Origin of the sequence: Streptomyces sp. DvalAA-43, assembly GCF_900091725.1 — a bacterium.
Taxonomy (GTDB): domain Bacteria; phylum Actinomycetota; class Actinomycetes; order Streptomycetales; family Streptomycetaceae; genus Streptomyces; species Streptomyces pulveraceus.
Map to the genome: position 1 here is coordinate 66,220 of NZ_FMBW01000076.1, position 25,197 is coordinate 91,416.

At 70.8% G+C, this 25,197-nt stretch carries 28 protein-coding genes and 1 pseudogene; 11 read left to right on the forward strand and 18 right to left on the reverse strand.

What is annotated here, in order from left to right; genetic code table 11:
• The first annotated feature begins 76 nt into the window (after positions 1-76).
• Positions 77-1,129 (forward strand): hypothetical protein, encoded by a 1,053-nt coding sequence (locus GA0115234_RS32570; RefSeq protein WP_093548920.1) that lies wholly within the window; start codon positions 77-79, stop codon positions 1,127-1,129.
• Between the two features lie 63 nt (positions 1,130-1,192).
• Positions 1,193-2,491: an MFS transporter gene (locus GA0115234_RS32575; RefSeq protein WP_093548922.1), complete on the forward strand. Its 1,299-nt coding sequence runs from the start codon at positions 1,193-1,195 to the stop codon at positions 2,489-2,491.
• Here GA0115234_RS32575 and GA0115234_RS32580 read toward each other — a convergent pair.
• The 3 genes from GA0115234_RS32580 to tuf form a co-directional block, all read right to left on the reverse strand.
• Positions 2,453-3,298, reverse strand: a complete 846-nt coding sequence (locus GA0115234_RS32580; RefSeq protein ID WP_093548924.1) for a spermidine synthase — start codon at positions 3,296-3,298, stop codon at positions 2,453-2,455. The genes GA0115234_RS32575 and GA0115234_RS32580 overlap by 39 nt on opposite strands.
• Positions 3,299-3,319: 21 nt before the next feature.
• A complete protein-coding gene (locus GA0115234_RS32585; RefSeq protein ID WP_093548927.1) occupies positions 3,320-4,165 on the reverse strand; it encodes a patatin-like phospholipase family protein in 846 nt (281 codons plus the stop codon).
• A 73-nt stretch (positions 4,166-4,238) separates the two neighbouring features.
• The gene (tuf, locus tag GA0115234_RS32590) at positions 4,239-5,426 is read right to left on the reverse strand and encodes an elongation factor Tu (RefSeq protein WP_093548929.1); all 1,188 of its coding nucleotides are present in this window, start codon (positions 5,424-5,426) and stop codon (positions 4,239-4,241) included.
• 397 nt (positions 5,427-5,823) lie between these two features.
• Here tuf and GA0115234_RS32595 point away from each other — a divergent pair, with 397 nt between their 5' ends.
• Both GA0115234_RS32595 and GA0115234_RS32600 read left to right on the forward strand, forming a co-directional pair.
• Entirely contained in the window at positions 5,824-6,537 is a 714-nt protein-coding gene (locus GA0115234_RS32595) for a TVP38/TMEM64 family protein (protein ID WP_093548931.1), read from the forward strand.
• Between the two features lie 203 nt (positions 6,538-6,740).
• Positions 6,741-7,613, forward strand: a complete 873-nt coding sequence (locus GA0115234_RS32600; protein ID WP_093548933.1) for an undecaprenyl-diphosphate phosphatase — start codon at positions 6,741-6,743, stop codon at positions 7,611-7,613.
• 100 nt (positions 7,614-7,713) lie between these two features.
• Here GA0115234_RS32600 and GA0115234_RS32605 read toward each other — a convergent pair whose 3' ends face one another.
• The 4 genes from GA0115234_RS32605 to GA0115234_RS32620 all read right to left on the reverse strand — a co-directional run bounded on the left by GA0115234_RS32605 (position 7,714) and on the right by GA0115234_RS32620 (position 9,870).
• Complete coding sequence (locus tag GA0115234_RS32605) at positions 7,714-8,292, reverse strand: fasciclin domain-containing protein (protein ID WP_093548935.1); 579 nt, start codon at positions 8,290-8,292, stop codon at positions 7,714-7,716.
• A gap of 270 nt (positions 8,293-8,562) precedes the next feature.
• The gene (locus GA0115234_RS32610; RefSeq protein ID WP_093548937.1) at positions 8,563-8,817 is read right to left on the reverse strand and encodes a LapA family protein; all 255 of its coding nucleotides are present in this window, start codon (positions 8,815-8,817) and stop codon (positions 8,563-8,565) included.
• Positions 8,818-8,929: 112 nt separating this feature from the next.
• A complete protein-coding gene (locus GA0115234_RS32615) occupies positions 8,930-9,199 on the reverse strand; it encodes a hypothetical protein (RefSeq protein ID WP_093548940.1) in 270 nt (89 codons plus the stop codon).
• A 53-nt stretch (positions 9,200-9,252) separates the two neighbouring features.
• Entirely contained in the window at positions 9,253-9,870 is a 618-nt protein-coding gene (locus GA0115234_RS32620; protein WP_093548942.1) for an HAD-IA family hydrolase, read from the reverse strand.
• Positions 9,871-10,072: 202 nt separating this feature from the next.
• Here GA0115234_RS32620 and GA0115234_RS32625 point away from each other — a divergent pair, with 202 nt between their 5' ends.
• The 3 genes from GA0115234_RS32625 to lnt all read left to right on the forward strand — a co-directional run bounded on the left by GA0115234_RS32625 (position 10,073) and on the right by lnt (position 13,199).
• A complete protein-coding gene (locus GA0115234_RS32625; protein ID WP_093548944.1) occupies positions 10,073-10,936 on the forward strand; it encodes a universal stress protein in 864 nt (287 codons plus the stop codon).
• A gap of 68 nt (positions 10,937-11,004) precedes the next feature.
• The gene (locus GA0115234_RS32630) at positions 11,005-11,502 is read left to right on the forward strand and encodes a nuclear transport factor 2 family protein (RefSeq protein ID WP_093548946.1); all 498 of its coding nucleotides are present in this window, start codon (positions 11,005-11,007) and stop codon (positions 11,500-11,502) included.
• Between the two features lie 101 nt (positions 11,503-11,603).
• Positions 11,604-13,199 (forward strand): apolipoprotein N-acyltransferase, encoded by a 1,596-nt coding sequence (gene lnt, locus GA0115234_RS32635; RefSeq protein ID WP_093548948.1) that lies wholly within the window; start codon positions 11,604-11,606, stop codon positions 13,197-13,199.
• A gap of 27 nt (positions 13,200-13,226) precedes the next feature.
• On the opposite strand, the gene GA0115234_RS32640 is transcribed toward lnt, so the two are convergent.
• The 3 genes from GA0115234_RS32640 to GA0115234_RS32650 form a co-directional block, all read right to left on the reverse strand.
• Complete coding sequence (locus tag GA0115234_RS32640) at positions 13,227-13,571, reverse strand: hypothetical protein (RefSeq protein WP_093548950.1); 345 nt, start codon at positions 13,569-13,571, stop codon at positions 13,227-13,229.
• A gap of 100 nt (positions 13,572-13,671) precedes the next feature.
• On the reverse strand, positions 13,672-14,571 hold the full coding sequence (locus GA0115234_RS32645) for a Gfo/Idh/MocA family protein (protein WP_093548952.1): 900 nt from the start codon (positions 14,569-14,571) through the stop codon (positions 13,672-13,674).
• 13 nt (positions 14,572-14,584) lie between these two features.
• A complete protein-coding gene (locus tag GA0115234_RS32650; protein WP_093548954.1) occupies positions 14,585-15,805 on the reverse strand; it encodes an FAD-dependent monooxygenase in 1,221 nt (406 codons plus the stop codon).
• 172 nt (positions 15,806-15,977) lie between these two features.
• Here GA0115234_RS32650 and GA0115234_RS32655 point away from each other — a divergent pair, with 172 nt between their 5' ends.
• Both GA0115234_RS32655 and GA0115234_RS32660 read left to right on the forward strand, forming a co-directional pair.
• Positions 15,978-16,643, forward strand: a complete 666-nt coding sequence (locus tag GA0115234_RS32655; protein ID WP_093548956.1) for a TetR/AcrR family transcriptional regulator — start codon at positions 15,978-15,980, stop codon at positions 16,641-16,643.
• Positions 16,644-16,716: 73 nt separating this feature from the next.
• On the forward strand, positions 16,717-17,187 hold the full coding sequence (locus GA0115234_RS32660) for a hypothetical protein (RefSeq protein ID WP_256088881.1): 471 nt from the start codon (positions 16,717-16,719) through the stop codon (positions 17,185-17,187).
• Between the two features lie 51 nt (positions 17,188-17,238).
• Here the strand turns inward: GA0115234_RS32660 and GA0115234_RS32665 are convergent, their stop codons facing one another.
• From GA0115234_RS32665 to GA0115234_RS43920, 8 genes are all read right to left on the reverse strand, one after another.
• Complete coding sequence (locus GA0115234_RS32665; RefSeq protein WP_093548960.1) at positions 17,239-17,724, reverse strand: hypothetical protein; 486 nt, start codon at positions 17,722-17,724, stop codon at positions 17,239-17,241.
• 136 nt (positions 17,725-17,860) lie between these two features.
• Positions 17,861-18,544: a uracil-DNA glycosylase gene (locus GA0115234_RS32670; RefSeq protein WP_093548962.1), complete on the reverse strand. Its 684-nt coding sequence runs from the start codon at positions 18,542-18,544 to the stop codon at positions 17,861-17,863.
• 88 nt (positions 18,545-18,632) lie between these two features.
• Positions 18,633-20,213 (reverse strand): ABC transporter substrate-binding protein, encoded by a 1,581-nt coding sequence (locus GA0115234_RS32675; protein ID WP_093548964.1) that lies wholly within the window; start codon positions 20,211-20,213, stop codon positions 18,633-18,635.
• A gap of 117 nt (positions 20,214-20,330) precedes the next feature.
• Positions 20,331-21,086 carry an SDR family oxidoreductase gene (locus tag GA0115234_RS32680; RefSeq protein WP_093548965.1) on the reverse strand — a complete coding sequence of 252 codons (756 nt, stop codon included), beginning with the start codon at positions 21,084-21,086 and terminating at the stop codon, positions 20,331-20,333.
• A gap of 21 nt (positions 21,087-21,107) precedes the next feature.
• Positions 21,108-21,869, reverse strand: coding sequence for a 3-oxoacyl-ACP reductase FabG (fabG, locus tag GA0115234_RS32685; RefSeq protein WP_093548967.1), 762 nt, complete (start codon positions 21,867-21,869; stop codon positions 21,108-21,110).
• A gap of 231 nt (positions 21,870-22,100) precedes the next feature.
• Positions 22,101-22,484, reverse strand: coding sequence for a DUF3037 domain-containing protein (locus GA0115234_RS32690; RefSeq protein ID WP_093548969.1), 384 nt, complete (start codon positions 22,482-22,484; stop codon positions 22,101-22,103).
• Complete coding sequence (locus GA0115234_RS32695; protein WP_176729339.1) at positions 22,481-23,335, reverse strand: HipA family kinase; 855 nt, start codon at positions 23,333-23,335, stop codon at positions 22,481-22,483. The genes GA0115234_RS32690 and GA0115234_RS32695 overlap by 4 nt, the downstream gene beginning before the upstream one ends.
• A 196-nt stretch (positions 23,336-23,531) precedes the next feature.
• The gene (locus GA0115234_RS43920; protein ID WP_237541909.1) at positions 23,532-23,756 is read right to left on the reverse strand and encodes a hypothetical protein; all 225 of its coding nucleotides are present in this window, start codon (positions 23,754-23,756) and stop codon (positions 23,532-23,534) included.
• Positions 23,757-24,319: 563 nt separating this feature from the next.
• Here GA0115234_RS43920 and GA0115234_RS44520 point away from each other — a divergent pair.
• Positions 24,320-24,686, forward strand: a pseudogene (locus GA0115234_RS44520) (transposase); the annotation flags it as partial.
• Positions 24,687-24,852: 166 nt separating this feature from the next.
• On the forward strand, positions 24,853-25,197 hold a 345-nt coding region (locus GA0115234_RS32715), incomplete at its 3' end, for a beta-ketoacyl synthase N-terminal-like domain-containing protein (RefSeq protein WP_305123109.1).

The window sequence follows — 25,197 nt, forward strand, 5'->3', positions numbered from 1 at the left end:
CTGATCGTCTCCTTCACCGTCCGCACACGGGGGCGGGCTTAGCAGACCGGCCATCTCCCCTCTATCGTTACTCGCCATGTGGCCAGGACAGCAGCCGCCCGGGGGCGAGCAAAACCCGCAGGACCAGAATCAGAACCCGTACCAGCAGCCGGGGTACCAGCAGCCGAATCCCTATCAGCAGCCGGGATATCAGCAGCAGGGACAGCCGGGGTACCAGCAGCAGGGCCAGCAGCCCGGCTATCAGCAGCCGAACCCGTACCAGCAGCAGACCGTGCCGCAGTACGCGGTGCCCGGTCCGCCCGGCGGCCCGCAGCCCGGCGACAACAACAAGAAGAAGACCACCGCCGTCGCGATCGTCGCGGCCACCGCTGTCGTCGTGGCCGCCGTGGTGACCGGCGTCGTCGTGATGAACAAGGACGACAAGGGCAAGGACGTCGCCGACGACAAGCAGTCCACGGCGCCCGTCAAGCCGTCCGGGTCCGCCTCGGACGGGGCGAACCCGCGCGGCGACGAGGGGGACCCCAAGCCCCTGATCCCCGGGTGGAAGGTCGTCACCAACCCCAAGTGGGGCACGCAGTTCGACGTGCCCGGCGACTGGGAGGTCGGGACGCCCGGCACGTTCTCGTACTTCGAGGACGACAAGAAGGGTGACAAATCGCCCCTCATCGGCTTCTCCGCGCCCGCGTACTTCCAGAAGAAGTGGTGCGTGGACGACTCCGACAAGAACGGCGTCGAGGAGGACATGAGCCTCGCGAGCGCCGGCACCAGGGGCGCCCAGGGCGCCACCGACGCCGCCAAGAACGCCCACAGCGAGGCCGGCACCTGGGCGTGGGCCGCCTACGCGCAGCACATGCCGCAGAGCACCATCAAGTTCACCGAGGCCAAGCAGTACACCACCAAGTCGGGCCTGACCGGCCAGGTGGTCACCGCCACCGCCCCGAATGTCACCAAGCGGAAGAAGTGCGACAGCGACGGCAAGACCATCGCCTTCACCTTCAAGAACAAGAAGGGTGAGTTCGCTTCCTGGGTCCTGTACGGAGCCGATTCCGTCAAGGACGAGCTCCCGGACACGACGATCCAGAAGATCCTGAGCACCGTGCGGCTGGTGGACGTCGTCAAGACCGACTGACCCCCTTCGCCTCCCCGGGAAAACAGTTGGCACGGCCGGGGGTGCGCGGGCGATGGTTCCCCAGTGACCGTCACCCCCGCCCCCGCATCCCGTCCTCCGCGTCCCGGCCGCAACTACCGTCTGCTGACCGCCGCCGCGATCATCACGGGCCTGGGTACCCATGGCGCGCTGATCGCGGCGGCCTTCGCCGTTCTGGAGGCCGGCGGCGACGGCGGCGACGTCGGCCTGGTGGCCGCGGCCAGGACCGCGCCGCTGGTGCTCTTCCTGCTGATCGGCGGGGCGATCGCGGACCGGCTGCCGCGCCACCGGGTGATGGTCGCGGCGAATGCCCTCAACTGCCTCTCGCAGGCCGCGTTCGCCTGGCTGGTGCTGGCCGGTGATCCGCGGCTGTGGCAGATGATGCTGCTCACCGCCTTGTGCGGCACCGGGCAGGCGTTCTTCAACCCGGCGGCCGAGGGCATGCTGATGTCCAGCGTCAGCCGTGAGCAGGCGAGCCGCGCCTTCGCCCTCTTCCGGATGTCGATGCAGGGCGCGGCGATCGGCGGTGCGGCGCTCGGCGGCGCCATGATCGCGGCGATGGACCCGGGCTGGGTGCTGGCCGTCGATGCCGCGGCCTTCGCGGTGGCGGGCGCGCTGCGCGGCTTCCTGGACGTCGGCCACATTCCCCCGCGTGCTCCGGGCGGCGGTCTGCTCGCCGATCTGCGGGACGGCTGGCAGGAGTTCATCGGCCGCCCCTGGCTGTGGAGCATCGTGGCCCAGTTCTCGGTGGTCGTCGCCGCGGTGGGTGCGGCCGAGTCCGTGTACGGTCCGCTGGTCGCCCGGGACGAGCTCGGGGGCGCCCGCCCCTGGGGCTTCGCGCTGGCCGCGTTCGGGGCCGGCACCTTGGGCGGGGCCTTTCTGATGATGCGCTGGAGGCCCCGGCGTCTGCTACTGGCCGGGACGCTCTGTGTCTTCCCGCTGGCGCTGCCGGCGGCGGGGCTCGCGGTGCCGTTGTCGGTGGGCGGGCTCTGCGCGGTGATGCTCGTGAGCGGCGTCGCCATCGAGGTGTTCGGGGTTTCCTGGATGACGGCCATGCATCAGGAGATCCCGGAGGAGAAGCTCTCGCGGGTCTCGGCGTACGACTGGTTCGGCTCGGTGGCGATGATGCCCGTGGCGACCGCGCTCGCCGGTCCGGTGGAGTCGCTGGTCGGCCGGAGTGCGGCCCTGTGGGGCTGTGCGGCGCTGATCGTGCTGGTCACCGGGGCGGTGCTGTTCGTTCCTGACGTACGCCGTCTGACCCGGGCCCCGGTCACCACCGGGGCGGCGGAGGACCGGGGGCCCGCCTCAGCCGATGCTGAAGGCGCCGTCGGGCGGCTCGGGTGAGGCGACCGCCTCACCGTCCCCGACCGGCCGGGCGGCGCCGGCCAGCCGGTCCAGCGCGGCGCCGTGCTCGACCCGGGCGGGGAAGGCGTCGGCGGCGCAGCGGCGGGTGAGCGTCGCGGTGTCGAGGGGGCTCGGGGAGGCGACCAGGACGAGGTTGCCGAAGCGCCGGCCGCGCAGCACCGCGGGTTCGGCGATCAGCGCGAGCTCCTCGAAGACCGCCGCGAAGGTGGCCAGTTGGGAACGGAGGAAGCCGAAGGGCGCACCGTCCGCGAGGTTGGCGGCGTAGATCCCGTCCTCCCGCAGCGACCGGCGGGCGGCCCGCGCGTACTCGACGGAGGTGAGGTGGGCGGGCACCCGCGAGCCGCCGAAGACATCCGCGATCAGGAGGTCGACGGAGCCGGGCGCGGTCCGCTCCAGCAGGCCGCGGGCGTCGGTGCCGTGCACGGTGATTCCGCTGCCGTCGGGGACCGGCAGATGCTCGACGACCAGTTCGAGGAGCCCGAGGTCCGCCTCGGCGACGTCCTGGCGGGAGCCGGGCCTGGTCGCGGCGACGTAGCGGGGCAGGGTGAGTGCCCCGCCACCGAGGTGGAGGACGTCCAGCGGTGCGCCCGGTGCCGCCGCGCAGTCGACGACATGGGCGAGCCGTCGCGCGTACTCGAACTCCAGGTGCTCCGGTGCGTCGAGGTCGACGTAGGACTGGGGCGCGCCGTCGACGGTGAGCAGCCAGGCCCGCTCCCGGTCCACGTCGGGGAGAAGCCTGGCGGTGCCCTGGTCCACGTCCCGGATGACCGGTATCGAGTCGTTCATTCCCCCATTGTGGGGTGTCGATCAGGCGCTCAGCACCGCGGCCACGGATGGGGCGTGGGCCGCCGACTGGGCGAGACCGGCGCGGGCGGCCGCGGCCCGGCAGCTCGGGTCGAGGGGGTTGCGGCCGAAGGCCTTCTTCGCCTCCGCGTCCGGGGTGATGAGCTCGACCCGGGCGCCGTTCGCGGCGAGCGCGGCCGCCTGCGAACCCGGCGAGGCGATGGCCTTGTTGCCACTGGCCGACGGAGCGATGACGACGACACGTCCGTATCCGGCGGCGAGGTGGGCGTTGGCCGTGGAGTGCACCCCGCCGTCGATCCAGTCCCGTCCTCCGGCGCGGGCGACGGGCCACACGCCGGGGACGGCGCAGCTCGCGGTGACGGCGTCGACGAGGGACACCCCGCCGTCCTTGTCGAAGGTGTGGAGTTCGCCGGTCGTGGCGTCGACGGCGGTGACGGTCAGGGGGCGCCCCGGCCACTCGGGCGACAGCAGACGGCTCGCGATCGCCGCGCGCCGGTCCTCGGCGGAGACGCCGGGCCGGGTGTCCTGGGCGATCCTGCCGAGCTTTTGGCCGTACGCCTCGGGGGTCCGGGCGGACAGTACGGCTCGCGCGTAGCGCAGCAGGGTGGCCGCGCCGAGCCTGCCGCCCGTCATGTCCTGCGGGTCGGCGAGCTGGAGTTCGTAGAGTTCGGGAAGGCCGAGCAGTCCGGAGGCCAGCTGGGCGCCGACCATCGCTCCGGCCGAGCTGCCGATGATCAGATCCGCCGCGGAGAGGTCCGCACCCGACTGCGCGAGCCCGTGCAGGATTCCGGTCTCCCAGGCGCCGCCGGTGACACCGCCGGAACCCAGGACCAGTGCTGTGTCCGTCATGCCGTCAGTCTTGCGCACGGCGTCGGGCCCGCCGCCCGTGGGGTACGGGGGCGGGCCCTTGGCGCACCGCTGTTCAGAGCAGGCCGGTGACGGTGCCGGCGCCGACCGTGCGGCCGCCCTCGCGGATCGCGAAGCCGAGTCCGCTCTCCAGCGGGACGTCACGTCCCAGCTCGACGGTCAGGTCGACCGTGTCGCCCGGACGCGCCACCGCCACCTCACCGAGGTCGACGTCGCCGACGACGTCCGCGGTGCGGATGTAGAACTGCGGCCGGTAGCCGGTGGTCACCGGGGTGGTCCGGCCGCCTTCCCGCGCCGACAGGATGTACACCTGCGCGGTGAAGCGCCGACTCGGTGTCACGCTGCCCGGCGCCGCGACGACATGGCCGCGGCGGACCCGGTCGCGCTCCACACCGCGCAGCAGCAGGGCCACGTTGTCGCCGGCCTCCGCGGACTCCATCGGCTTCCCGAAGGTCTCCAGGCCGGTGACGACCGTCTCGATGTCCTGGTCCGGTCCGAGGACCGACACCCGGTCGCCGGTGCGGACGGTGCCGCGCTCGACGGCTCCGGTGACGACGGTGCCCCGGCCGGTGATGGTCAGGACGTTCTCCACCGACAGCAGGAACGGCGCGTCGGTGTACCGGACCGGCATCGGCACGTAGGTGTCGACCGCGTCCAGCAGTGCCTCGACGGCCGCCGTCCAGCGCGGGTCGCCCTCCAGCGCCTTCAGGCCCGACACCCGCACGACCGGAACGGAGTCTCCGCCGTACCCGTGCGCGGAGAGCAGCTCGCGGACCTCCAGCTCGACCAGGTCGGTCAGCACCGTGTCCTCGCCGTCGTCGACGGCGTCCGCCTTGTTGAGGGCGACGACGATGTGGTCGACGCCCACCTGACGGGCGAGCAGCACGTGTTCGGCGGTCTGCGGCATGATCCCGTCGAGCGCGGAGACGACCAGGATCGCCCCGTCGAGCTGGGCGGCGCCGGTGACCATGTTCTTGATGTAGTCGGCGTGCCCCGGCATGTCGACATGCGCGTAGTGACGGGTGTCGGTCTCGTACTCGACGTGCGCGATGTTGATGGTGATGCCGCGCTGCGTCTCCTCCGGCGCCCGGTCGATCCGGTCGAACGGGACGAAGGTGCCGGTCCCGCGCTCGCTGAGGACCTTGGTGATGGCGGCGGTCAGGGTGGTCTTGCCGTGGTCGACGTGGCCCATGGTGCCGATGTTGAGGTGCGGCTTGGTGCGCACATATGCCGTCTTGGGCATGGTTCATTCCTTGGTGTTCGAAGCTGAGAGAGAAGACCCCAGGGCCCCGCCGACCCTCCCCTTGCGGGGTCCGCCGGACTGTCGGGGGAGGGTCAGCTTCGGGCGCCGCCGATGGGCGCTGCGGCAGCGGTGAACGCTGCTGCGACAGAACTCACGGCAGCCTTCGGCGCGTCCGCGACTGCGGACGGCGCTGCGAGGAAGGCGTACCGGAACATGGGTCCGATGATGTCCGACGGGCGCGGCCGCGTCGAATGGTTTTCGGGCGGACACCCTGGTCCCGGCCGGAGGTTCGGGCCCGCGCAGGCCATCGGAGCGGGCCGGTGGTGCGGCGTCGGCCGCTCTGCTCCCGCGGCGCACGTTACGGCGATCAGACACGGGTGTCGGTTACTCTCCCCGCATGCTCGACCCCGTCCCCGCCGCCCGGCCCGCCACCGGCCTCGCCGTGCGCTGCACGAGGGCGCTGCTCTCGCCCTGGTCCCGCTTCTCGCTGCTCGTGGCCGTGCTGCTGGGCGCCGCCGCGACGATGCTCCTCCTCGAACCCCAGCGGCTGCTCGCCACCGGCTGGCCCGCCCAGCTCGACGGCGGCGCCGTCGCGGTGACCCTCTTCGGTGTGGCGTACGGGGTCTGCACCGTGGCCTTCGTCCCCCGGCCGCTGCTCAATCTCGCCGCCGGTGCGCTCTTCGGTACGCAGGCCGGGCTGGCCGCCGCGCTGGCGGGGACGGTCCTCGGCGCGGGGATCTCGTTCGGTCTGGGCAGGGTGCTGGGGCAGGACGCGCTGCGTACGTTGCTCCGCGGGCGGTGGCTCAAGGCCGCGGACGGCCAGTTGAGCAGGCACGGGTTCCGCTCGATGCTGGCGCTGCGGCTCTTCCCGGGTGTGCCGTTCGCGGCGGCCAACTACTGCGCGGCGGTGTCCCGCATGGGATATCCGCCGTTCCTGGTGGCCACCGGGATCGGCTCGATCCCCAACACGGCGGCGTATGTCGTGGCGGGCAGCGAGGCCTCGTCACCGACGTCTCCGGTGTTCCTGGCCGCGATGGGTTTCATCGTGCTCACGGGGATCGGCGCGGCCGTCGTCGCCTGGCGCAAGCGCCACCGGCTGGGCGCCGGGTGAGCGGGGCCCCTGACGGCGAGCACGGGACGGGGGACGGCCGTGGCCCGCGCAACGCTGTTCATCTGGGGGCGGTACCCTGCCCGCGACCGACCGAAGATCTCCGGGCCCGTCACGGCCCTGCCCTCCATTGACCGCAATGCGCACGCTGCCGACGGCCTCGCCGTCGGCCGATGCACGATCACCTCCGGGATGGCCAAAGCCCCATGAGCTGGTTCGAATCGTTCGTCCTGGGCCTCGTTCAGGGACTGACCGAGTTCCTGCCGATTTCCTCCAGCGCACATCTGCGGCTCACCGCAGCGTTCGCCGGCTGGCACGACCCGGGTGCGGCGTTCACCGCCATCACCCAGATCGGCACGGAGGCGGCAGTCCTCATCTACTTCCGCAAGGACATCGTCCGGATCGTCTCGGCCTGGTTCCGTTCGCTGACCGACCGGTCGATGCGCGGCGACCACGACGCCCAGATGGGCTGGCTGGTCATCGTGGGCTCCATCCCCATCGGCGTGCTCGGTGTGACGTTCAAGGACCAGATCGAGGGCCCGTTCCGCGATCTGCGGCTGATCGCCACCACGCTGATCGTGATGGGCATCGTCCTGGGCTTCGCCGACCGTCTCGCCGCCCGTGACGAGGTGGGCGGGAAGCACCGGGCCGGCAAGGAGCGCAAGACGCTCAAGGAACTCGGGGTGAAGGACGGCCTGATCTTCGGTTTCTGCCAGGCGATGGCCCTGGTCCCGGGCGTCTCCCGCTCCGGAGCCACCATCAGTGGTGGTCTGCTGATGGGTTACACCCGCGAGGCCGCGGCCCGGTACTCCTTCCTGCTCGCGGTCCCGGCGGTGCTCGCCTCGGGGGTCTTCGAGTTGAAGGACGCGGGCGAGGGGCATGTGGCGTGGGGGCCGACGATCTTCGCGACCGTCATCGCGTTCGGTGTGGGATATGCCGTTATCGCATGGTTCATGAAGTTCATCACCACCAAGAGCTTCATGCCGTTCGTCATCTACCGCGTGCTGCTCGGCATCCTGCTGTTCGCCCTGGTGGCGGCGGGTGTGCTGAGCCCGCACGCGGGCGAGTCCGCGGGCTAGACAGGACGCGCTCGGCAGTGACGGGCCCTGCCTCCGCGGAGCGCCGAGGCAGGGCCGTACACCTCCTACCGGCCGACCGGGGCCGGGAGAAGGACTGCCGCTAGGACGGAGGCATGAGGACCTCGTCGACGAGGTACACCGTCGCGTTGGCCGTCTTGATGTCGCCACAGACGATCTTCGCGGTGTCATTGACCTTGAACGACTCGCCCGACCCGGAGGTCTTGAGCGTGGAGCCCTCCAGCGTCTTGAAGCTGCCGTTGGGAAGCTCGCTGGGGGTGATGGCCTTGTCCACGACGTGGTAGGTCAGGACCTTCTTCAGCTGCGCCTTGTCCTTGAGGAGGTCGGCGAGCTGCATCTTGGAGACCTTGTCGAAGGCCGCGTTCGTGGGAGCGAAGACCGTGATGTGCTTCGCGTCGTTGAGCTTCGTGGTGAGCCCGGCATCCTTCAACGCGAGTGCCAGCTTGGTCAGTTTCGGGTTGTTGGCCGCCGCGCTCGCCACACGTTCCTTGGACATCTCGGTGGTGCTGCCCTTGCCGCTGTTGGGCAGCGAGGAACATCCGGTACCGAACGGACTCGGTGTGTCCGCGGACGCTTGTGGAGCGAAAGCGCCGAGCGAGAGCGGGAGGGCCACCACAGCGGCGATCGCCGCTGCGCTCGTGCGGATGCGATGTGAACTCATACTCGATTCCTCTTCCCTCTAGGAGGAAGTCCGCGAGGTGTCGATGACCACCATCGCCGGACGAGAGGGTGACCGCTGCTGGCCGGGGTGTCGTCTGCACCGCGCCGGACGTGCCCAGTGGGCCACCGGAACAAGCCTAGACATCGCTCGGCGAGAAGCGCACCCGGAGGGAGAACGGGTAGTCGCACCACTCATCCACGACAGGCGGAACCGCTCGACCTGTGCTGGGGCAATCAGCCGAGCGGGCGGACCCCGGGGCGGGCCGCAGGGTCAGCGCCTCGCACGGCGGCGGAACAGGTATCCGCCCAGGACCAGACCGACGACCAGGGTCACGGCCAGTACCGCCCAGAGCGGCAGGGTGACGGTGGGAATCCACAGCCGGATGGCGATCGAGCCGGTGTTCGCGGCGATGAACCAGATCGCGAGCCCCGCCAGTACCAGGGCCCCGATGGTGCGGACGCGTACGTTCCGGCCTTTGACGGTCAGGGTCGGCGGGGCATGCGGTCCGGATGTCTTCTGTGCCATACATCCAGTATCGAGCGGTTCAGGCGATCGGTCCTGATGAGGCGCGTGCGTTCACGCGCCGAAGTGCCGGGCCGTCGAGGAGGCCCGGCCGCCGCCCGCACACCCTGGCGGATCAGGGTATGTCGCCCCGCCAGTCCCAGCGGTCGGGGTCGCCGTCGCGCGGCCCGTACTCCGCTCTGCCGCCCGGACCGAACCGCCCGATCTCCGTGGTCAGCGCCGCACCCTCGCGCAGCGGCCGGTCCGTCCAGCCCGTCACGTCGAGCAGCAGGCCGTCGAGCGGGCCGCCCACCAGCTCCCGGTAGCTGTGACCCGGCCGGGGCCCCGGGTCGGGATCGTCATGGTCGGCGCCGTACACGCGCCGCTGCCGCATCAGCTCGTCCATGGGGGCAGGATCGCACCCGGCACTGACAATCGGGGGGTGGTGGGCGACGGGCCTCACGGAGCGCAGCGGCGCGCCAGGTGCGCCTCGATGCCCGCGACAGTCTCCGCGTTGTCCGTGAACAGGAGTCCCCGCATGCCGAATGCCTCCGCCGCGGCGATGTTCGCCTCGGCGTCGTCGACGAAGAGGCAGTCCCCGGGCCGGACGCCCAGCCGGGCGCACGTCACCTCGAAGGCAGCCGCCGCGGGCTTGCCGACCCCGATCTCGTGCGAGTACACGATGTCGTCCACCAGATCACCGAAGCCGTACAGCCTCTGCTCCCTCTCCCGGGCCCCGACGAAGCTGTTGCTCAGGATGCCGAGGCGGCAACGGGTCCGGAGGCTTCGCACGTAGGCGATCAGATCCTCGTTGGGGCTGCCGAGGTACTCGTCCCACAGGTCGGCCATGAAGGCGTCCGTCCGCACCGCGTCCAGGCCCAGCACCGCCGCGACCCGGGTCCGGACCTCGTCCTCGGTGATCCTTCCGACGCTCCCGGCCTCCCAGATGTCGTCCAGTCCCCGGTGCATGGATCCCGTCGGCAGGCCGAGCCGCCGCTCCCACTCCTCGTCCCATCCCGTCGCCGGGGTCACCTCCAGCACTCCGCCGATGTCGAGCACGACACAACGCGTTTCCATCCGGGTCTCTCCCTCTCCTCGGAACCGGGTGCCGATGCTGGGGTCTGCCCCGGGGGGAAGGTCAAAGGGCCGGGGCAGAGGGGCCCTACGAGGCCGGCGGAATGCCCCGGATCTTCCGGGCAGATAGGGTCGAAAGTCCCTGCCGCACCGTGTCCGCTCCGACCAGCCTGGGACATGCACCGCCGGAATCTGGAGGGAAATCATGACCAGCACCGATCATCCCGTGATCGCCGCAGTCGACGGCTCGTCGCACAGCCTGGAGGCGCTCGACTGGGCCGCCCACGAAGCCGTACGCCGGGGGCTCGGGCTGACGATCGTGCACGCCCGGACGCCCGACCGCCGTGTCGCGCAGGACACGCAGCGGCGCGAGGCGGAGGAGCTGCTCGACCGGTCCGTACGGAGGGTGTCCGAGATCGCTCCGGAGCTGCGCCCGTCGACGCTGACGCCGCTGGACTTCGCTTCCGCGGCGCTCACCTCGCTCAGCCGCAACGCCTCGCTGGTGGTCGTCGGCTCGCGCGGTCTGGGCGGCTTCCGGTCCCTGTTGCTCGGCTCCAACAGCCTGGCGACCGCGTCGATGGCCGATTGCCCCGTCGTCGTGGTCCACAGCGGGCCGTCCGACGAGGACGCGGCAGAGCGGGCGGAGGCGCCCACCGACCTCGTCGCGGGGGTGGCCGCCGACGAGAGCAGCGAAGGGGTTCTGGAGTTCGCCTTCGAGACCGCCGCCGCACGCCCCGGTGCGCGACTGCGGATCGTGCACGGCTGGACGATGTTCTCCTCGATCCTGTCCGGCGGCCCCGCCTTCGACCGGGACGCGGTCGCGGACTCGGCCGAACGGACCCTCGCGGAACTCACCGCCGGGTGGCGGGAGAAGTACCCGCAGGTCGACGTCGTCAGGGAGCCGGTCGGCGGCTCCGCCTCGCGCACCCTGGTCACGGCGTCGGCGACCGCCGCGCTGACCGTGATCGGGCGGCGCCGGGGCGGCGAGTCCCTCGGGCTCGGGCTCTCCCCCGTCGCCCAGACCACGCTCACCCACGCGCTCGGCCCGGTCGCCGTGGTGCCCTGCTGACGACGGCGCCGCCCCGCCGTGCGTGCACGCCTCTTGGCCTGGCACACCGGCGGGCGGACACTGACCCGATGACACAGCGCGTGGATCTCGCGACCGTGATGGACCGGCTGTCCATCGACGCAGTGCTCACCGGCTACGCGAGGGCGGTGGACGACGGTGAATGGACTGACTACCGGGCGCTGTTCACCGCCGACGGCCGGGCCGACTACCGCAGCGCCGGTGGTGTCGAGGGGCCGGCGCCCGAGGTCGCCCGGTGGCTGGCGGAGACGATGCTCCTCTTCCCCGTACGTCAGCACCTGATCGTCAACCGGCGGCTCGACATCGAGGACCTGGGCGGCTATCCGGGCGACCGGGCCGAAGCGCGGGCCGACTATCTGAACCCGATGCGGCTGGAGAGCGCCCCGGCCGGTACGAGCGGGGCGGAGCCACGGACCACCACGCCGAACTTCGTCTCCGGCGGCCGGTACGCGTTCACGCTGTCGCGTACGGACAGCGGATGGCGGATCCGTACCTTGACCGTCCATGAGAAGTGGCGCGGCACGGGGAACCTCTCCCCCGCGGGCTGATCCCGGTCCTCCGGTGCTTCCGCTCCCGCGCACCGGGGAAGAACTGCGGGACGGGAAAGCAGGGGGGAGACTGCTGAGCAGGCAGGACGAGGAGGCGCGGCATGCGGATTCCGGCCGGTCGGAGCGGGCGGTGGGAGCGGATGCTACGGTCCGGCCGGTGGCGCGGCTGTCTCGCACTGCTCGCGGGGGCGCTGCCCGCACTCGCGTTTCCCGCGCCGTCCCTGTGGTGGCTCGCCGGTGTCGGCCTGGTTCCGTGGCTGCTCCTCCTGCGGTCCGCCGGCACGGGGCGCCGCGCGGCGCTGGAGGGCTGGCTCGGCGGCACCGGCTACATGCTCGCGGTGCATCACTGGCTGATGCCCAGCCTCCATGTCTTCATCGTGGTCCTGGCGGCGCTGCTCGGTCTGTTGTGGGCTCCCTGGGGGCTGCTGGTCTTCCGGACTCTGGGCGGGGCGGTCTCCGCCCCGGCCGCCGTCCGCGCGCTCGTCGTGGTGCCCTGTGGCTGGCTGATGATCGAACTGGCCCGCTCGTGGGAGGCGCTCGGCGGTCCCTGGGGGCTGCTCGGCGCCAGTCAGTGGCAGGTGGCTCCCGCGCTCCGGGTGGCGTCCGTGGGCGGTGTGTGGCTGGTCAGCCTCGTGGTGGTGGCGGTGAACACGGCGGTCGCCCTGCTGTTCGTGACCGCGGCCGCCCGCACGGTGGCCGCGGTGGGCCTCGTGGTGTGCGCGCTGGCCGTGGCGTCGACGGCGAGGTGGGCGCCGCAGCCCGAGGAGAAGGGCGTGGCGAGGATCGCCGTCGTCCAGCCGGGTGTGTTCGCGGGGGCCGACGGCGCCGGGCGCCGGCTCGCACTCAGTGAGCGGCTGACCGGCTCGCTGGCCGGGCGCGATCTCGATCTGGTGGTGTGGGGCGAGAGCAGTGTGGGGGTGGACCTCGCACGGCACCCGGACGTCACCGCCCGGATCGCCGCCCTCTCGCGCCGGGTGGGTGCGGATGTGCTGGTCAATGTGGACACCCGGCAGACCGACCGAGCGGGCCGGACGGGGATCTTCAAGTCGGCGGTGCTGGTGGGTCCGAACGGGCTGACCGGCGACCGGTACGACAAGATGCGGCTGGTGCCGTTCGGCGAGTACATCCCGGCCCGGTCGGTGCTGGGCTGGGCCACGTCCCTGGGCCGGGCGGCGGGCGAGGACCGGTTGCGGGGCACCCGGCAGGTGACGATGTCACTGCCCGGGGCCGATGGCGGGAAGGGGCTGCGCATCGGGCCGCTGATCTGCTTCGAGTCCGCGTTCCCCGACATGAGCCGTCGGCTCACGCGGGACGGTGCGCAGGTGCTGATCGACCAGTCGTCCACCTCGTCGTTCCAGCACAGTTGGGCACCCGAACAGCATGCCTCGCTGGGGGCACTGAGGGCCGCCGAGAACGGCCGCCCGGTGGTGCATGCCACCCTCACCGGCGTGAGCGCGGCGTACGGCCCGCGGGGCGCGCGGGTCGGCGCCCCACTCGGTACGGACACACGCGGGGCCGCCGTGTTCGAAGTGCCGCTGGCTACGGGCACCACGCTGTACGTGCGGCTGGGCGACTGGCCGCTCCCGGGGGCGGCGGCGGTGCTGGCCGCGTTCTGCGCCGTCGAGGCGGGCCGGTCGATCAGGCGGCGTGGCCGGGCCGGGGCGGCCGCCGGGCCGGTCGTCCGCCCGGGGCCGTGAGGCGGGCTCGCGCGGACGCCCCGCCCGTCAGGGGCCGTTCACCGAGACGATGGTGCCCCGGGCGTCGACGGTGAGCGAGACCCGCTCGACCTTGTTGGTCACCGCCAGCACCAGCCACACACCACCCCAGAGGAAGCAGGTGAACACCATCAGGATGGCGTGCAGCACATGGTTCAACGGGTGTCCCCGGACCATGACGGCCTGTGTCCCGGAGCGGGATTCCACCCGCCAGCCGCTCGCGATCCGCTGGTTGACCGCCCAGTCGAGGATCAGGGCGCGCTGCGTCTCGTCGGGCGGACGCCCGTCGGCCGAGTAGTAGCCCGGCGGCGGCTGGAGCGCTCCCCAGCCCTTTGGCTCGTCGTGAGGTCTCACGAGGTCACCTCCACGGCCGGCGGTCCATCACCCCAGCCTGCATCGGAGCGGGGCCCGACGCATCCGGAGGCCGACCGGCGGCCGCCCCGGGGCACGGCCCTCAGGCGCAGTCCAGCTCGCGCAGGATGTGTTCGCAGAGTTCATGGGTCCGCAGGGCGTCTTCGGCGCTCAGCACCTTTCCGGCGCGTACGGCGTCCAGGAACGACAGCACGCTCTGTTCGATGCCGCGCTGACGGGCCACCGACACCCAGTCGCCGCGCCGCCGCAGGCTCGGCTGCCCCTTGTGGTCGATCACCTCGGCGAGATTGACGACTTCGCGCTTGGAGTCCTGGCCGGAGACCTCAAGGCGTTCCTCGGTCGAGCCGCTGAGCCGGTTCATCGTGCCGATGGCGGTGAACCCGTCACCGGACAGCTGCAGCACGACATGGTGCATCAGGCCCTCGCGGATCCTGGCCCGCACGACGGTGTGCTCGACCGGACCCGGCGCCAGGAAGCGCAGGGTGTCGACGACGTGGATGAAGTCGTCGAGCACCAGGGTGCGCGGATCCTCCGGCATGCCCACGCGGTTCTTCTGCATGAGGATCAGCTCGCGCGGCTGCTCGGCGCACTGCGCGTAGCCGGGCGCGACCCTGCGGTTGAAGCCGACGGCGAGACTCGCCCCGCGCTCCTGGGCGAGGGCCACCAGCCGCTGGGACTCGGCGAGTTCATAGGCCAGCGGCTTGTCGACGTAGGTGGCGACGCCCGCCTCCAGCAGCCGGGTCACGATCTCCGGATGCACGGTCGTGGGGGCGTGGACGAAGGCGGCGTCCAGCCCCTGGGCGATCAGTGATCCGAGGTCGGTGTGGCAGTGCGCGGCCGGGATCCGGTGGGCCTCGGCGACCGCGGCCAGAGTGGCGGGGGTGCGGGTCTGCAGATGCAGTTCGACCCCGGGCAGGGTGGTCAGAACCGGCAGATATGCCTTCTGCGCGATGTCGCCGAGCCCGATGCAGCCGACCTTCACAGGGGTCTTCCTCTCACTGTTCGGCGTCCACCGGCGCGGTGTCCGCCTCGCGAGGGGCAGCATACGTGGGCCGCGGTGGCTGCCAGTCGGCTATCCCGTCGAAGGTGCGCAGGATCAGGGTGGGCACGAAGCGCGAGGCGAGGGACGTCAGCGCGTCACGCGTCGCGACGGCGGGGGCGCTGGTCAGGCGCATCAGCCGGGCGGTCCGTGCGGACTTGCGGACGACGGCCGTTGTGCGAGGCAGCCGGTCGGCGGTGTACGCGGCCGCCCCGGCACCGAGGTCACCGTCCGGCGTCAGATGGTGGGCGAGCACGATCGCGTCCTCGATGGCCTGGTTGCCGCCCTGGCCGAGGCTCGGCGCCATCGCGTGCGCGGAGTCGCCGACGAGGACGGTGCGGCCCCGGTGGAAGGAGGTCAGGGGGTCGATCAGCTGGTGGACGTCGTTGCGGAGCACCTGTCCGGGGTCCGCGGCGGCGATGACCGAGGGGATCGGGTCGTGCCAGTTGCCGAACCGGCGCAGCAGCTCCGCCCTCTCACCGTCGGCGGCATGGGCCCCGGCGGGGGCGACAGCGGCTCCGTAGGCGTAGATCCGGCCGTCCTTGAGTGGCTGGGTGCCCCAGAGGGCCCCGCGCCCCCAGGTCTCGTGCGGGGCGAAGGGCCGCCCGGTCGCGGGGACGACGATGCGCCAAGTGGTGAATCCGGCGTACGAGGGGCCGGGGTGACCGGGGAAGAGGACCCTCCGTACCGCCGAGTTGATGCCGTCGGCGCCGACGACGAGGTCGGCCTCGGTCTTCCCGGCCCCCGTCCCGACCACGGCGGGCGCACCGCCCGCCGTCCCCGGGTCCAGCAGTTCAGCGGCGGTACCCGTCCGGACGGTGGCCTCGGGAAGCCGGGCCACGAGTCGGTCGACGAGGGCGGCCCGGTGCAGCAGGACGACCGGGCCGCCGAACCGCTCGGCAGCTACGGCGCTGTCCGTACGGGAGAGCCAGCGGCCACCGGGGACGCGCATGCCGCCCTCGCCCTGCCAGGCGGCGAGGGCCCGGATCTCGTCGCCCATGCCGATGACGTCCAGGGCGCGCTGGGAGTTGGGGGCGAGGGCGATACCGGCCCCGACGGGCTCCAGGGAGGCCGCGCGCTCCAGCACGGTGACGCGCCAGCCGCGGTCGTGCAGGGCCACCGCCGCGGTGAGGCCGCCGATTCCGCTGCCGATGACGACGGCACGGGGCTTGTCCATGACTCCTCCATGAATCATCGAGATCACGGAACCCGGAAGGCCTGAGGCCCAAGAGGTCCGGGACCTGGAAGGCCCGGAACCCGAGACCGCCGGAATCCGGGAGCTGTGGAACTACATCCGTAGTGACAGGCTCACCGTACTACGGATGTAGTTCCGACGGTAGGTTGGCCCCATGGCCACACGCACCGCCGGTACCTCCCGGGCCGATCTCATCGCCGACGCCGCCCTAGCCCTCCTCGCCGAACGCGGGATGCGCGGCCTCACCCACCGCGCGGTGGACGAGCACGCCGGACTCCCCCAGGGCTCGACGTCCAACTACGCCCGGACCCGGCAGGCCCTGCTGGAGGTGGCGGTGCGACGGCTGGCCGAACGGGAGGCGCGGGTGCTCGCCCCCGGTGAACTCCCGGTCCCGGGCGCCGCCCCGGACAGCGGCGCGCGGGAGGGTTCGAACGGCGGCCCGGAGCATGGTCCGGCTCTCGGGGCGACGGCACTGGTCGGCGCTCTCGCGCTGGCGCTGCACCGCTATCTCACCCGCCACCCCGAACTGCTCATCTGCCGCTACGAGCTCGCCCTGGAGGCGACCCGGCGCCCGGAGCTGCGGGAGTTCTTCGACGCGACGGGCCGGCAGTTCCGCCAGCCGCTGATGGCGCTGCTGACGGCTGCCGGATCGGCCGAGCCGGAGCGGCACACCCTGTCCCTGGTGGCCTGGTGCGAGGGGCTGATGTTCTCGTGCGCCGCGGGGTCGTTCAACCGCTCCGTCCCCAGCGAGGAGGACCTGCGCACCGGCTTCGCCGAACTGCTGAGCGGAATGCTGGGACCGCAGTGGGCGCCGCGCTGACCGGCGTCACCCATGTGGGCCAATCCCGGCCGACCGGCCCACCGGAGCCCCGTCCGCGCCTCAGAGTGATCAGGTGCAACGAACCAGAATCACCGTGAGCCTGCTGGTCGGCATGGCCGTCACGACGCTGTCCGGCTGTGTGTCCGTGCAGCCGCGAGCGGACGTTCCGCCCCGACCCCGGTCCAGTGGGCCCACCCAGGACCTGTCTCCGCAGATCGTGCTGCCCCCCGTCCACGACTCCCTGGGAGCCGTACCGACGCCCGAGCCGTCTGCCTCCGCGTCCCACCGCACGGACGGCGCGCCACCGGACACCCGCCGCTCCGTGCCCCGCGCGCCGCGACAGCAGCAGCAACGGCAGCAGCAGCGGTATCCCTCCGCTACGCGGCCCCGGCCGCGCCACGCCCCGCCCGCCGTGACCGTGCCCGTCCCGGCTCCGCCGCCCCCCGTCGCGGGTACGGACATCTGTGCGCTGGGACGGGGCTACGGGCACTGGCCCGCGGGCAGCCCGCAGTCCCGGATCTGCGACGACACCTACGGCCGCTGAGCCCGGAACGCAGGAACGAGCGATGACCCGTCCGCCATGGACGGGCCACCCTCACAGTTCGCCCAGCCGCAGCTCCAGGCGCACGATCGCCGCCCGCACCCCCGCCCCGTACCCGTCGTCCGCCCCGTCGTCCGCGAGCACGCCGGAAGCGGCGCGGGCGCGGTCCAGATGGAACCGCGCCGCGTCGGGTCGCCGGAGCTTCACGTAATCGGCGGCGAGATTGAGATGCAGCGACGGGCGGAAGGCAGACACCGCGGGCGCATCGGGGTGCTGGGCCGCCCGCTCGTCGGTCAGCTCGTCGGCCGCGGTCAACGCCCGCAGGTTCCAGGCCAGTTCATCGCCGGGGTCGTCCTGGGTGTCGGCCATGTAGTGGGCGAGGGTGCACCGGTGCAGGGCGTCACCGTCCTCGCCGATCTCGGACCAGAGCACGCCGAGGCGGTTGCGGGCCTCTTCCCGGTCGCCGCCGTGCAGCAGCATGATCGCCTGGCCGATCCTGGTCATGACGGCGTCCCTGGACGCCTCCCGCTGCTCCGTCACCGCGACCTCCCTGAGCGCCCGTCCCCCCGTTACCGTTCGACGCTAGCCGCAGGTGCGGCGGATCCCGCTGAGGCTCGGGCGGGCGTCCCGGACCGGTCGCCGGACGCCCGCCGCCGACCGGTCCGGAGCCCGGGTCTCAGCCCAGGTCGGGGATGCGCCAGTCGATGGCCTCATGCCCCTGCGCGGCCACCGCCGCGTTGATCTGCCGGAACGGACTGGAGCCGAAGAACTTCTTGGCCGAGAGCGGCGAGGGGTGCGCCCCCTTCACCACCACATGGCGCTCCTCGTCGATCAGCGGAAGCTTCTTCTGGGCGTAGTTGCCCCAGAGCACGAAGACCGCCGGGTCGGGGCGCGACGCGACCGCGCGGATCACGGCGTCGGTGAACTTCTCCCAGCCCTTGCCCTTGTGCGAGTTGGCCTCGCCCGCGCGCACCGTCAGCACGGCGTTGAGCAGGAGGACGCCCTGCTCGGCCCAGGGCATCAGATATCCGTTGTCCGGGACCGGAAGACCGAGCTCCTCCTTCATCTCCTTGTAGATGTTCCGCAGCGACGGCGGCGTCTTCACGCCCGGCCGCACGGAGAAGCACAGCCCGTGCCCCTGCCCCTCCCCGTGGTACGGGTCCTGGCCGAGGACGAGGACCTTCACCTTGTCGTAGGGGGTGGCGTCCAGAGCGGCGAAGACCTGGTCGCGCGGGGGATAGACCGGCCCCTTGGCCCGCTCCTCCTCGACGAACTCGGTGAGCTCCTTGAAGTACGGCTTCTGCAGCTCTTCGCCGAGGACGCCGCTCCAGGACTCGGGCAGCAGGTCGGTGTCGGTCACTTCAACAACCTCCGGTAAGCAATCAGCTTTTCACCCGAGAACCTACCGGGGGCCACTGACAACGCGCCCTGCCAGCCCCGTCGGGGGCCTACCAGCTGGCCTTGCGGTACAGCTCCCACATCTGCATGACCGTCTGCGGGTCCAGGGCGCGCTCGCCGCCGCCGATGTCCTCGCCCGAGGCGACGTACAGCTTGCCCTGCCACAGGGGCAGCAGCCGCACGTCGTCGACCAGGATCTGCTGGGCCCGTTCGAACTGCTTGCTGACCGCGCCCCGGTCGCTCTCCTTGCGGGTCTGCGGCAGCAGTTCCTTGCTGATCTCGTCCTTCAGGTACGGCATCCCCGTGATGCTCTCCTTGCCGACGAACGGGGCGATGAAGTTGTCCGGGTCCGGGAAGTCGGGGAACCAGCCGCGGCCGAAGACGGGGTACTCGCCCTTGGTGAAGCCCTCCTGGAAGGTCTTCCAGGGCTTGCTCTTCAGGGTGATCCTGAACAGTCCGGAGCTCTCCAGCTGCCGCTTCAGCTCGGCGAACTCGGGGGCGGTGGAGGATCCGTACCGGTCGGTGGTGAACCAGAAGGTCAGCTCGACCGGCTTGGTGATGCCCGCCTTGGTCAGGATCTGCTTGGCCTCGCCCTGGTCCGGGTCGCCGTAGGCGTCGAAGAAGCTGGTGGTGTGTCCGGCGATCCCCTTGGGGACCATGGAGTACAGCGGTTCGGCCGTGCCCTGGTAGACCTTGGCCACCAGGGCGTCACGGTCGATGAGCTGGGCGATGGCCCGGCGTACGGCCACGTTCCCGGCCGCCGGGTCCTTGGGGTTGAAGACCAGGAACCGGATGTCCGCGCCGACCGTCTCGACGATCTGCAGATTGCTGTCCTTGTCCTGGTTGTCCTCCAGGCTGACGACCTCCTCGGCGGTGAGGCCGCGGTAGATCGCGTCGATCTTGTTCTTCCGCAGCGCCGCGACCACGGGGGCGGACTCCTTGAAGTACCGGATGGTCACCGCGTCGTTCTTGCGGTCGGCGAATCCCTTGTAGTCCGGGTTCTTCACCAGTTCGGCCCGGTCACCGGGCTTGTACGAATCAAGGAGATAAGGACCGGATCCGGTGATCTTTCCATCGGTGCGGATCTTGTGCCTGGAATAGTCGCCGGGGGCCACCAGTGACATCGCGGGCGTGGCGAGAATGAAGGGGAACGTGGCGTCCGGCTTGGTGAGGTGGAAAACGACGATGTCGTCCCCCTTCGTCTCCACGCGATCGAGCGAACCGAGCATGCCGACCGGGCCGCCCTTGAACTTGATCTCCGTGATCCGGTCGATGGAGTACTTCACCGCTTCGGCGTCGAGCGCGTCCCCATTGGAGAATTTCAGCCCCGCGCGGATCTTGCACCGATAGGAGGTGCTGGTGGTATCGGTGAACTTGCACCATTCCGCGGCATCGGGCTCGGGGCTCGTACTGCCCGTGGGGAAACTCACCAGGGTCTGGAAGACATTCCGCATCAGCTCCCAGGAGTTGTCCCACGCCGCCGCCGGATCGAGGGTCGAGGGCTCACTGGTCGTACCGACGACTATCTTCTGCTCGACTTTCGAACCGCTGTCGGAAAGAAGTCCGCAGCCTGCCAGCAGTGAAAGGGAAGCAAGGACTGCAGCGGCCTGCAGACTGGCCCGGTAGAACACGTGAACGCTCCTCGATCAGCCATGGGTCGGCAGACCATACCGCAGTGCCCCGCCGGGTCAATCCGCAGGCCCGGCAGGGCACTTGAGTCAATCAGGGCCAAATCAGCTCAGGCCGGTTCAGCCCACGCCCGCGTTGAGAAAGATTCCGCCATCGACCACCAGGGTCTGTCCCGTGATCCACTCCGCCTGGCTCGATGTGAGGAACGCGGCGGCGCCGCCGATGTCCTCGGGAACCCCCAGCCGTCCGAGCGGATACGCGGCGGCGGCCTCCTCCTCACGGCCTTCGTACAGCGCTCGGGCGAATTTCGTCTTCACGACCGCGGGAGCGATGGCATTGACCCGGACGACCGGCGCGAACTCATGCGCCAGCTGAAGGGTCAGATTGACCATGGCGGCCTTGCTCACGCCGTACGCGCCGACGAAGGGCGAGGCGGAGAGACCGGCGACCGAGGCGATGTTCACGATCGCCCCGCCGTTCTCCTTCTGCCAGGCCTTCCAGGTCCGCTGCGCGAAGCCGAGCGCCGAGACCACATTCGTCTCGAAGACCTTGCGGACGACATCGAGGTCGAGGTCGGCGAGCGGCCCGAAGACCGGATTCGTACCGGCGTTGTTGACAAGGAAGTCGACCCGGCCGAACGCCTCCAGGGTGCGCTCGACGGCCACCGCCTGGTGCGCCTCGTCGTGGGCCTTGCCCGCCACGCCGATCACCCGGTCGGCACCCAGCCGCTCGACGGCCGCCTTGAGCGCGTCCTCGCCGCGTCCGGTGATGCACACCCGGTCGCCGCGGGCCACCAGTGCCTCGGCGATCCCGTAGCCGATGCCCCGGCTCGCCCCGGTGACGAGCGCGACCTTCCCGCTGTCCTGCACAGTCATGATGTTCCGTAGCCCTTCGGGTCAGTTGAGCGGTCCGCCGGCGACGTACATGACCTGGCCGGAGACGAAGCCCGCCTGGTCACCCGTGAAGAAGGCGATGGCGTTGGCGATGTCGTCGGGGTGCCCGACGCGCTGCACCGGGATCTGGGTGGCGGCCGCGGCCTGGAACTCCTCGAAGCCCATGCCGACCCGGGCCGCGGTCTGGGCGGTCATCTCGGTGACGATGAAGCCGGGGGCCACGGCGTTGGCCGTGATGCCGAACTTGCCGAGCTCCTTGGCCAGGGTCTTGGTGAAGCCCTGCAGACCGGCCTTGACCGCGGAGTAGTTGGCCTGGCCGCGGTTGCCGAGCGCCGAGGAGGAGGAGAGCGAGACGATCCGGCCGAACTTGGCGTCCACCATGTGCTTCTGGACGGCCTTGGCCATCAGGAACGCGCCCTTGAGGTGCACGTTCATCACGGTGTCCCAGTCGGACTCGGTCATCTTGAAGAGCAGGTTGTCGCGGAGTACGCCCGCGTTGTTGACGAGGATCGTCGGGGCACCGAGCTCGGTGGCGACCCGCGCGACCGCGGCTTCCACCTGGGCGCTGTCCGACACGTCGCAGCCGACCGCGAGGGCGGTGCCGCCGGCGGCGGTGATCTTCTCGACGGTGTCCTTGCAGGCCGCCTCGTCGAGGTCGAGTACCGCGACGGCGCGGCCCTCGGCCGCCAGGCGTACCGCGGTGGCGGCGCCAATACCCCGCGCCGCTCCGGTCACGATGGCGACGCGCTGCTCGGTGGTGGACATGCTTGGTTCTCCTCGCCCTTGGATCGCCGCTCAGCGGACGTCGGGGCACCCCGGCGCGGAATCCCGAGCGCCGAACCTTCCCGATGGCTGAGCAACCGCTTAGTACCTTCAGCAGACGAGACGCTAGAAGCCCTGGCACCCGGTGTCAACGGCGCGCGGCCGCCGGGGCGCATGTCACACCCGGCGGCGCCGCTCGCGCGGTGGTCGCGGGCGGCGTCGCGGGGCGGCGGATCAGCGGACCAGCAGATCGAGCAGCCGTTCGACCTCGGCCTCCGGGTCGGCCGTCAGGCCGCTGTGCACGGGGCCCGGCTGGACGACAGTGGAGCGCGGCGCGATCAGCCAGCGGAAGCGGCGGCCGACGTCGTCCCGGGCCGCCTGGCCCGCGTCCGTACCGCCGCGGCACACGCCCTCGACGGCGCGCAGGGCGGCCCGTACGCCGACCACGTCGGCGCTCGGGTCCAGGACCCTCAGCTTGGTCTCGTCGAGATGGGTGCGGGCGGCGACGAAGCTCCGGGCGCGGCAGTAGACCACCACGCCGGCGTTGAAGAACTCGCCGCGCTGTACCCGCGGGACCACACGCAGCAGCGCGTACTCGAAGACATCGCGCTCGCTCAACGCCGGCCGTCCTTGTCGTTCTTCTTGGTGGGGTGCGGCCAGGGGGTGAGGTGGTCGGTGAGCCAGCCGGGGGCCTGGGAAGGCTTGGGCTCGGTGGGACCGTCCAGCGTGATGCGCTCGTGGATGGTCGCGGCGCGCGGCAGCAGTGCCGCCACATAGGCGCGGCGCAGCTCGTCGGTGCTGTCGAAGCCCGGCTCGTCCACCAGCCACTCGTCGGGGACGTCCGCCGCGACCTCGGTGAGGAGTTCCTCGGTGACCAGCGGGGCCAGCTCGGCGGCGGCCGCCGCGATGTCGGGCGCGAACGGGGCCAGCGCGTGGTCGGAGGCGTTGTACGGCTTGGCCGCGGACGCCTGGGCGCCGGGCCAGTTGTGGTGCCAGATCATGGTGGCGCCGTGGTCGATGAGCCAGAGGTCGCCGTGCCAGATCAGCATGTTCGGATTGCGCCAGGACCGGTCGACGTTGTTGATCAGCGCGTCGAACCAGACGACCCGTCCGGCTTCCTCCGGGTCCACCTGGTAGGCGAGCGAGTCGAAGCCGATCGAGCCGGGCAGGAAGTCCATCCCGAGGTTGAGCCCGCCGCTGGCCTTCAGGAGCTCCTGCACCTCCTGGTCGGGCTCGGCGAGGCCGATGACCGGGTCCAGCTGCATCTGCACCAGGTCGGGGACGCGCAGCCCGAGCCGCCGGCCGAGCTGTCCGCAGATCACCTCCGCGACCAGTGTCTTGCGCCCCTGTCCGGCGCCGGTGAATTTCATGACGTACGTGCCGAAGTCGTCGGCCTCGACGATCCCGGGGAGCGAGCCACCCTCACGCAAAGGCGTGACATAGCGAGTCGCTACGACTTCTTCCAACACTTTCCCAGGCCACCAATCTCTTCAGCCTTACAATCCACGGAAGGCCTCTCCGGGGGCGTAGAGGTAGGAATCACCGGCCAACGGCGCTGGGGAGAATCCGGGGGGTTTCGGCTGACGAGCCGGTCTCCCCGTTCCCCAACAGACCGTCGATCGTGCCGCGCCCCTTGCTGCCGGCTTCCGGCATGAAGTGAGCATACTAACCGAGGGTGATCGCCGGTGAGGAGTGTCCGAGCCACCGAGCCAGGGTCACGACGGACTCTCCGGCTTCCAACATGATCGAGGCGTAGGTGTGCCGCAGCACACGGAAACCGTCCTTCGGGGCCGCCGCCCACTGCCAGGCTTTCGCCCCCTCGGCACGGGGCGGGATGACGCCCGCCTGAGCCAAGGCGGGCTTCCAGATGTACGTGTTCCATGCGTTCACCGCGACGGCGTTGCCGAAGCGCGTGGTGAGCAGCAGGGAGAACTTCTTTCCTCTCTCCCTCCGGTCTCCCCCACGACAGCTCCACCTCCACCGGCGGGAACGTATCGATGTGACGCTTGAGTTCCTCGGCTACCGAGGGGCAGATCCACCGTGCGGATCTTCTTCCCTTTCGGCAGGGCGAAGTACGGCCTTCCGTGAATCGCCTGAGCCTCTGACCTGCATAAATATCCAGATGCTAGATCTCGGCCGACTTGAACATGGTACGCAGCATCGAGGTGCTCCCGAATCTAGCCCCCCTGCCCGCGTTTTGCAGGTCAAGGGCTGTTCCCCCATCCCACAACAAGCCGTATGTCCGGGCAGCGTTCCCCGGGTTCTTCAGGACTCGTGCTGACCACTTGCCGACTCTTCTGACATATCGTCAGGCGATTTCGGAGGGATTCACCCACTCTCTCCGGCAATGGATCGCCGGTCACTCAGGTTGAACTCGTGGTGCCGTAGCGGCTGACGGGCTGTACCTCTCTGCGGTATCGCCGGGGCATGCGGTACCCGCAGGGTGGTGGGTCGACCGCCGTGAGAGCTTCTCCTGGCGCGACCACCGGGACCTGCTGATCGCCGCACATCAGCAGCGCGGCGGCCCGATCGCGCCCATCCGGGACAACCTCGACATTCACAAGGCTGCCGACCTGCGGGGGTTCGCTGCCGACCGGGACTGACCGACCATCCACCACCTCCCGCCCTGCACCCCCCGACCTCGACCCCGTCGAAGGGATCTCGTCGCTCCTGCGACGCGCCCGGCTCTCCAACGTCGCCTTCAGCACTCCCGAACACCTCGTCCGGCGCATCCGAAGCGTCCTGTCGCACATCCAGTACCGCAGCGACCTCATGGACGGCTGCCTCGCCGAGGCGGGCCTGACCACCAGACCCGCCTGAGCGACGACGCGACTCCACGAGTCCGATCTAGGTAATTGTTTGATTGGGACAAATTCCCGCTTTCGAATCGGTCGACTCCTAGCCTGATTTCCCATATGGACGCTGGCATGATCCCCATGAGGGCAAGTCATGAACTATGTGGTCTACACAATTCAAGGAGGCTCGTGTGACCCGTAACGGTCAGGTGCTGGTGACGGGCGTCGGTGCGATGACGCCGCTGGGAGCGGATGCGCCGTCGTCGTGGGCCGGGCTGCTGGACGGTAAGTCGGGGGTGCGGTTCCTGGAGGAGGAGTGGGCCGTGGACCTGCCCGTGCACGTTGCGGCCGGGCTCACGGTGGACCCTGCCTCCCTGCTTCCGAGGACCGAGGCCAGGAAGCTGGACCGCGGTGAACAGGTCGCCCTGCTCAGCGCGCGCGAAGCCTGGCAGGACGCCGGTGCTCCGCAGGTCGAGCCGGAACGACTCGCCGTCGTCATCGGTACGGGGACCGGTGGTGTCCTCACCACGCTGGGA

What these genes read in the sequence shown, in the direction of transcription:
- GA0115234_RS32570 (WP_093548920.1), top strand. Translation starts at nt 77, where the DNA reads ATGTGGCCAGGACAGCAGCCGCCCGGGGGCGAGCAAAACCCGCAGGAC.
- lnt (WP_093548948.1), top strand. Translation starts at nt 11,604, where the DNA reads ATGCGGATTCCGGCCGGTCGGAGCGGGCGGTGGGAGCGGATGCTACGG.
- GA0115234_RS32605 (WP_093548935.1), bottom strand. Translation starts at nt 8,292, where the DNA reads ATGAGTTCACATCGCATCCGCACGAGCGCAGCGGCGATCGCCGCTGTG.
- GA0115234_RS32680 (WP_093548965.1), bottom strand. Translation starts at nt 21,086, where the DNA reads ATGACTGTGCAGGACAGCGGGAAGGTCGCGCTCGTCACCGGGGCGAGC.
- fabG (WP_093548967.1), bottom strand. Translation starts at nt 21,869, where the DNA reads ATGTCCACCACCGAGCAGCGCGTCGCCATCGTGACCGGAGCGGCGCGG.
- GA0115234_RS32650 (WP_093548954.1), bottom strand. Translation starts at nt 15,805, where the DNA reads ATGGACAAGCCCCGTGCCGTCGTCATCGGCAGCGGAATCGGCGGCCTC.
- GA0115234_RS32585 (WP_093548927.1), bottom strand. Translation starts at nt 4,165, where the DNA reads ATGACGGACACAGCACTGGTCCTGGGTTCCGGCGGTGTCACCGGCGGC.
- GA0115234_RS32610 (WP_093548937.1), bottom strand. Translation starts at nt 8,817, where the DNA reads ATGGCACAGAAGACATCCGGACCGCATGCCCCGCCGACCCTGACCGTC.
- GA0115234_RS32620 (WP_093548942.1), bottom strand. Translation starts at nt 9,870, where the DNA reads ATGGAAACGCGTTGTGTCGTGCTCGACATCGGCGGAGTGCTGGAGGTG.
- GA0115234_RS32655 (WP_093548956.1), top strand. Translation starts at nt 15,978, where the DNA reads ATGGCCACACGCACCGCCGGTACCTCCCGGGCCGATCTCATCGCCGAC.
- GA0115234_RS32630 (WP_093548946.1), top strand. Translation starts at nt 11,005, where the DNA reads ATGACACAGCGCGTGGATCTCGCGACCGTGATGGACCGGCTGTCCATC.
- GA0115234_RS32580 (WP_093548924.1), bottom strand. Translation starts at nt 3,298, where the DNA reads ATGAACGACTCGATACCGGTCATCCGGGACGTGGACCAGGGCACCGCC.
- GA0115234_RS32595 (WP_093548931.1), top strand. Translation starts at nt 5,824, where the DNA reads ATGCTCGACCCCGTCCCCGCCGCCCGGCCCGCCACCGGCCTCGCCGTG.
- GA0115234_RS32615 (WP_093548940.1), bottom strand. Translation starts at nt 9,199, where the DNA reads ATGGACGAGCTGATGCGGCAGCGGCGCGTGTACGGCGCCGACCATGAC.
- GA0115234_RS32600 (WP_093548933.1), top strand. Translation starts at nt 6,741, where the DNA reads ATGAGCTGGTTCGAATCGTTCGTCCTGGGCCTCGTTCAGGGACTGACC.
- tuf (WP_093548929.1), bottom strand. Translation starts at nt 5,426, where the DNA reads ATGCCCAAGACGGCATATGTGCGCACCAAGCCGCACCTCAACATCGGC.
- GA0115234_RS32625 (WP_093548944.1), top strand. Translation starts at nt 10,073, where the DNA reads ATGACCAGCACCGATCATCCCGTGATCGCCGCAGTCGACGGCTCGTCG.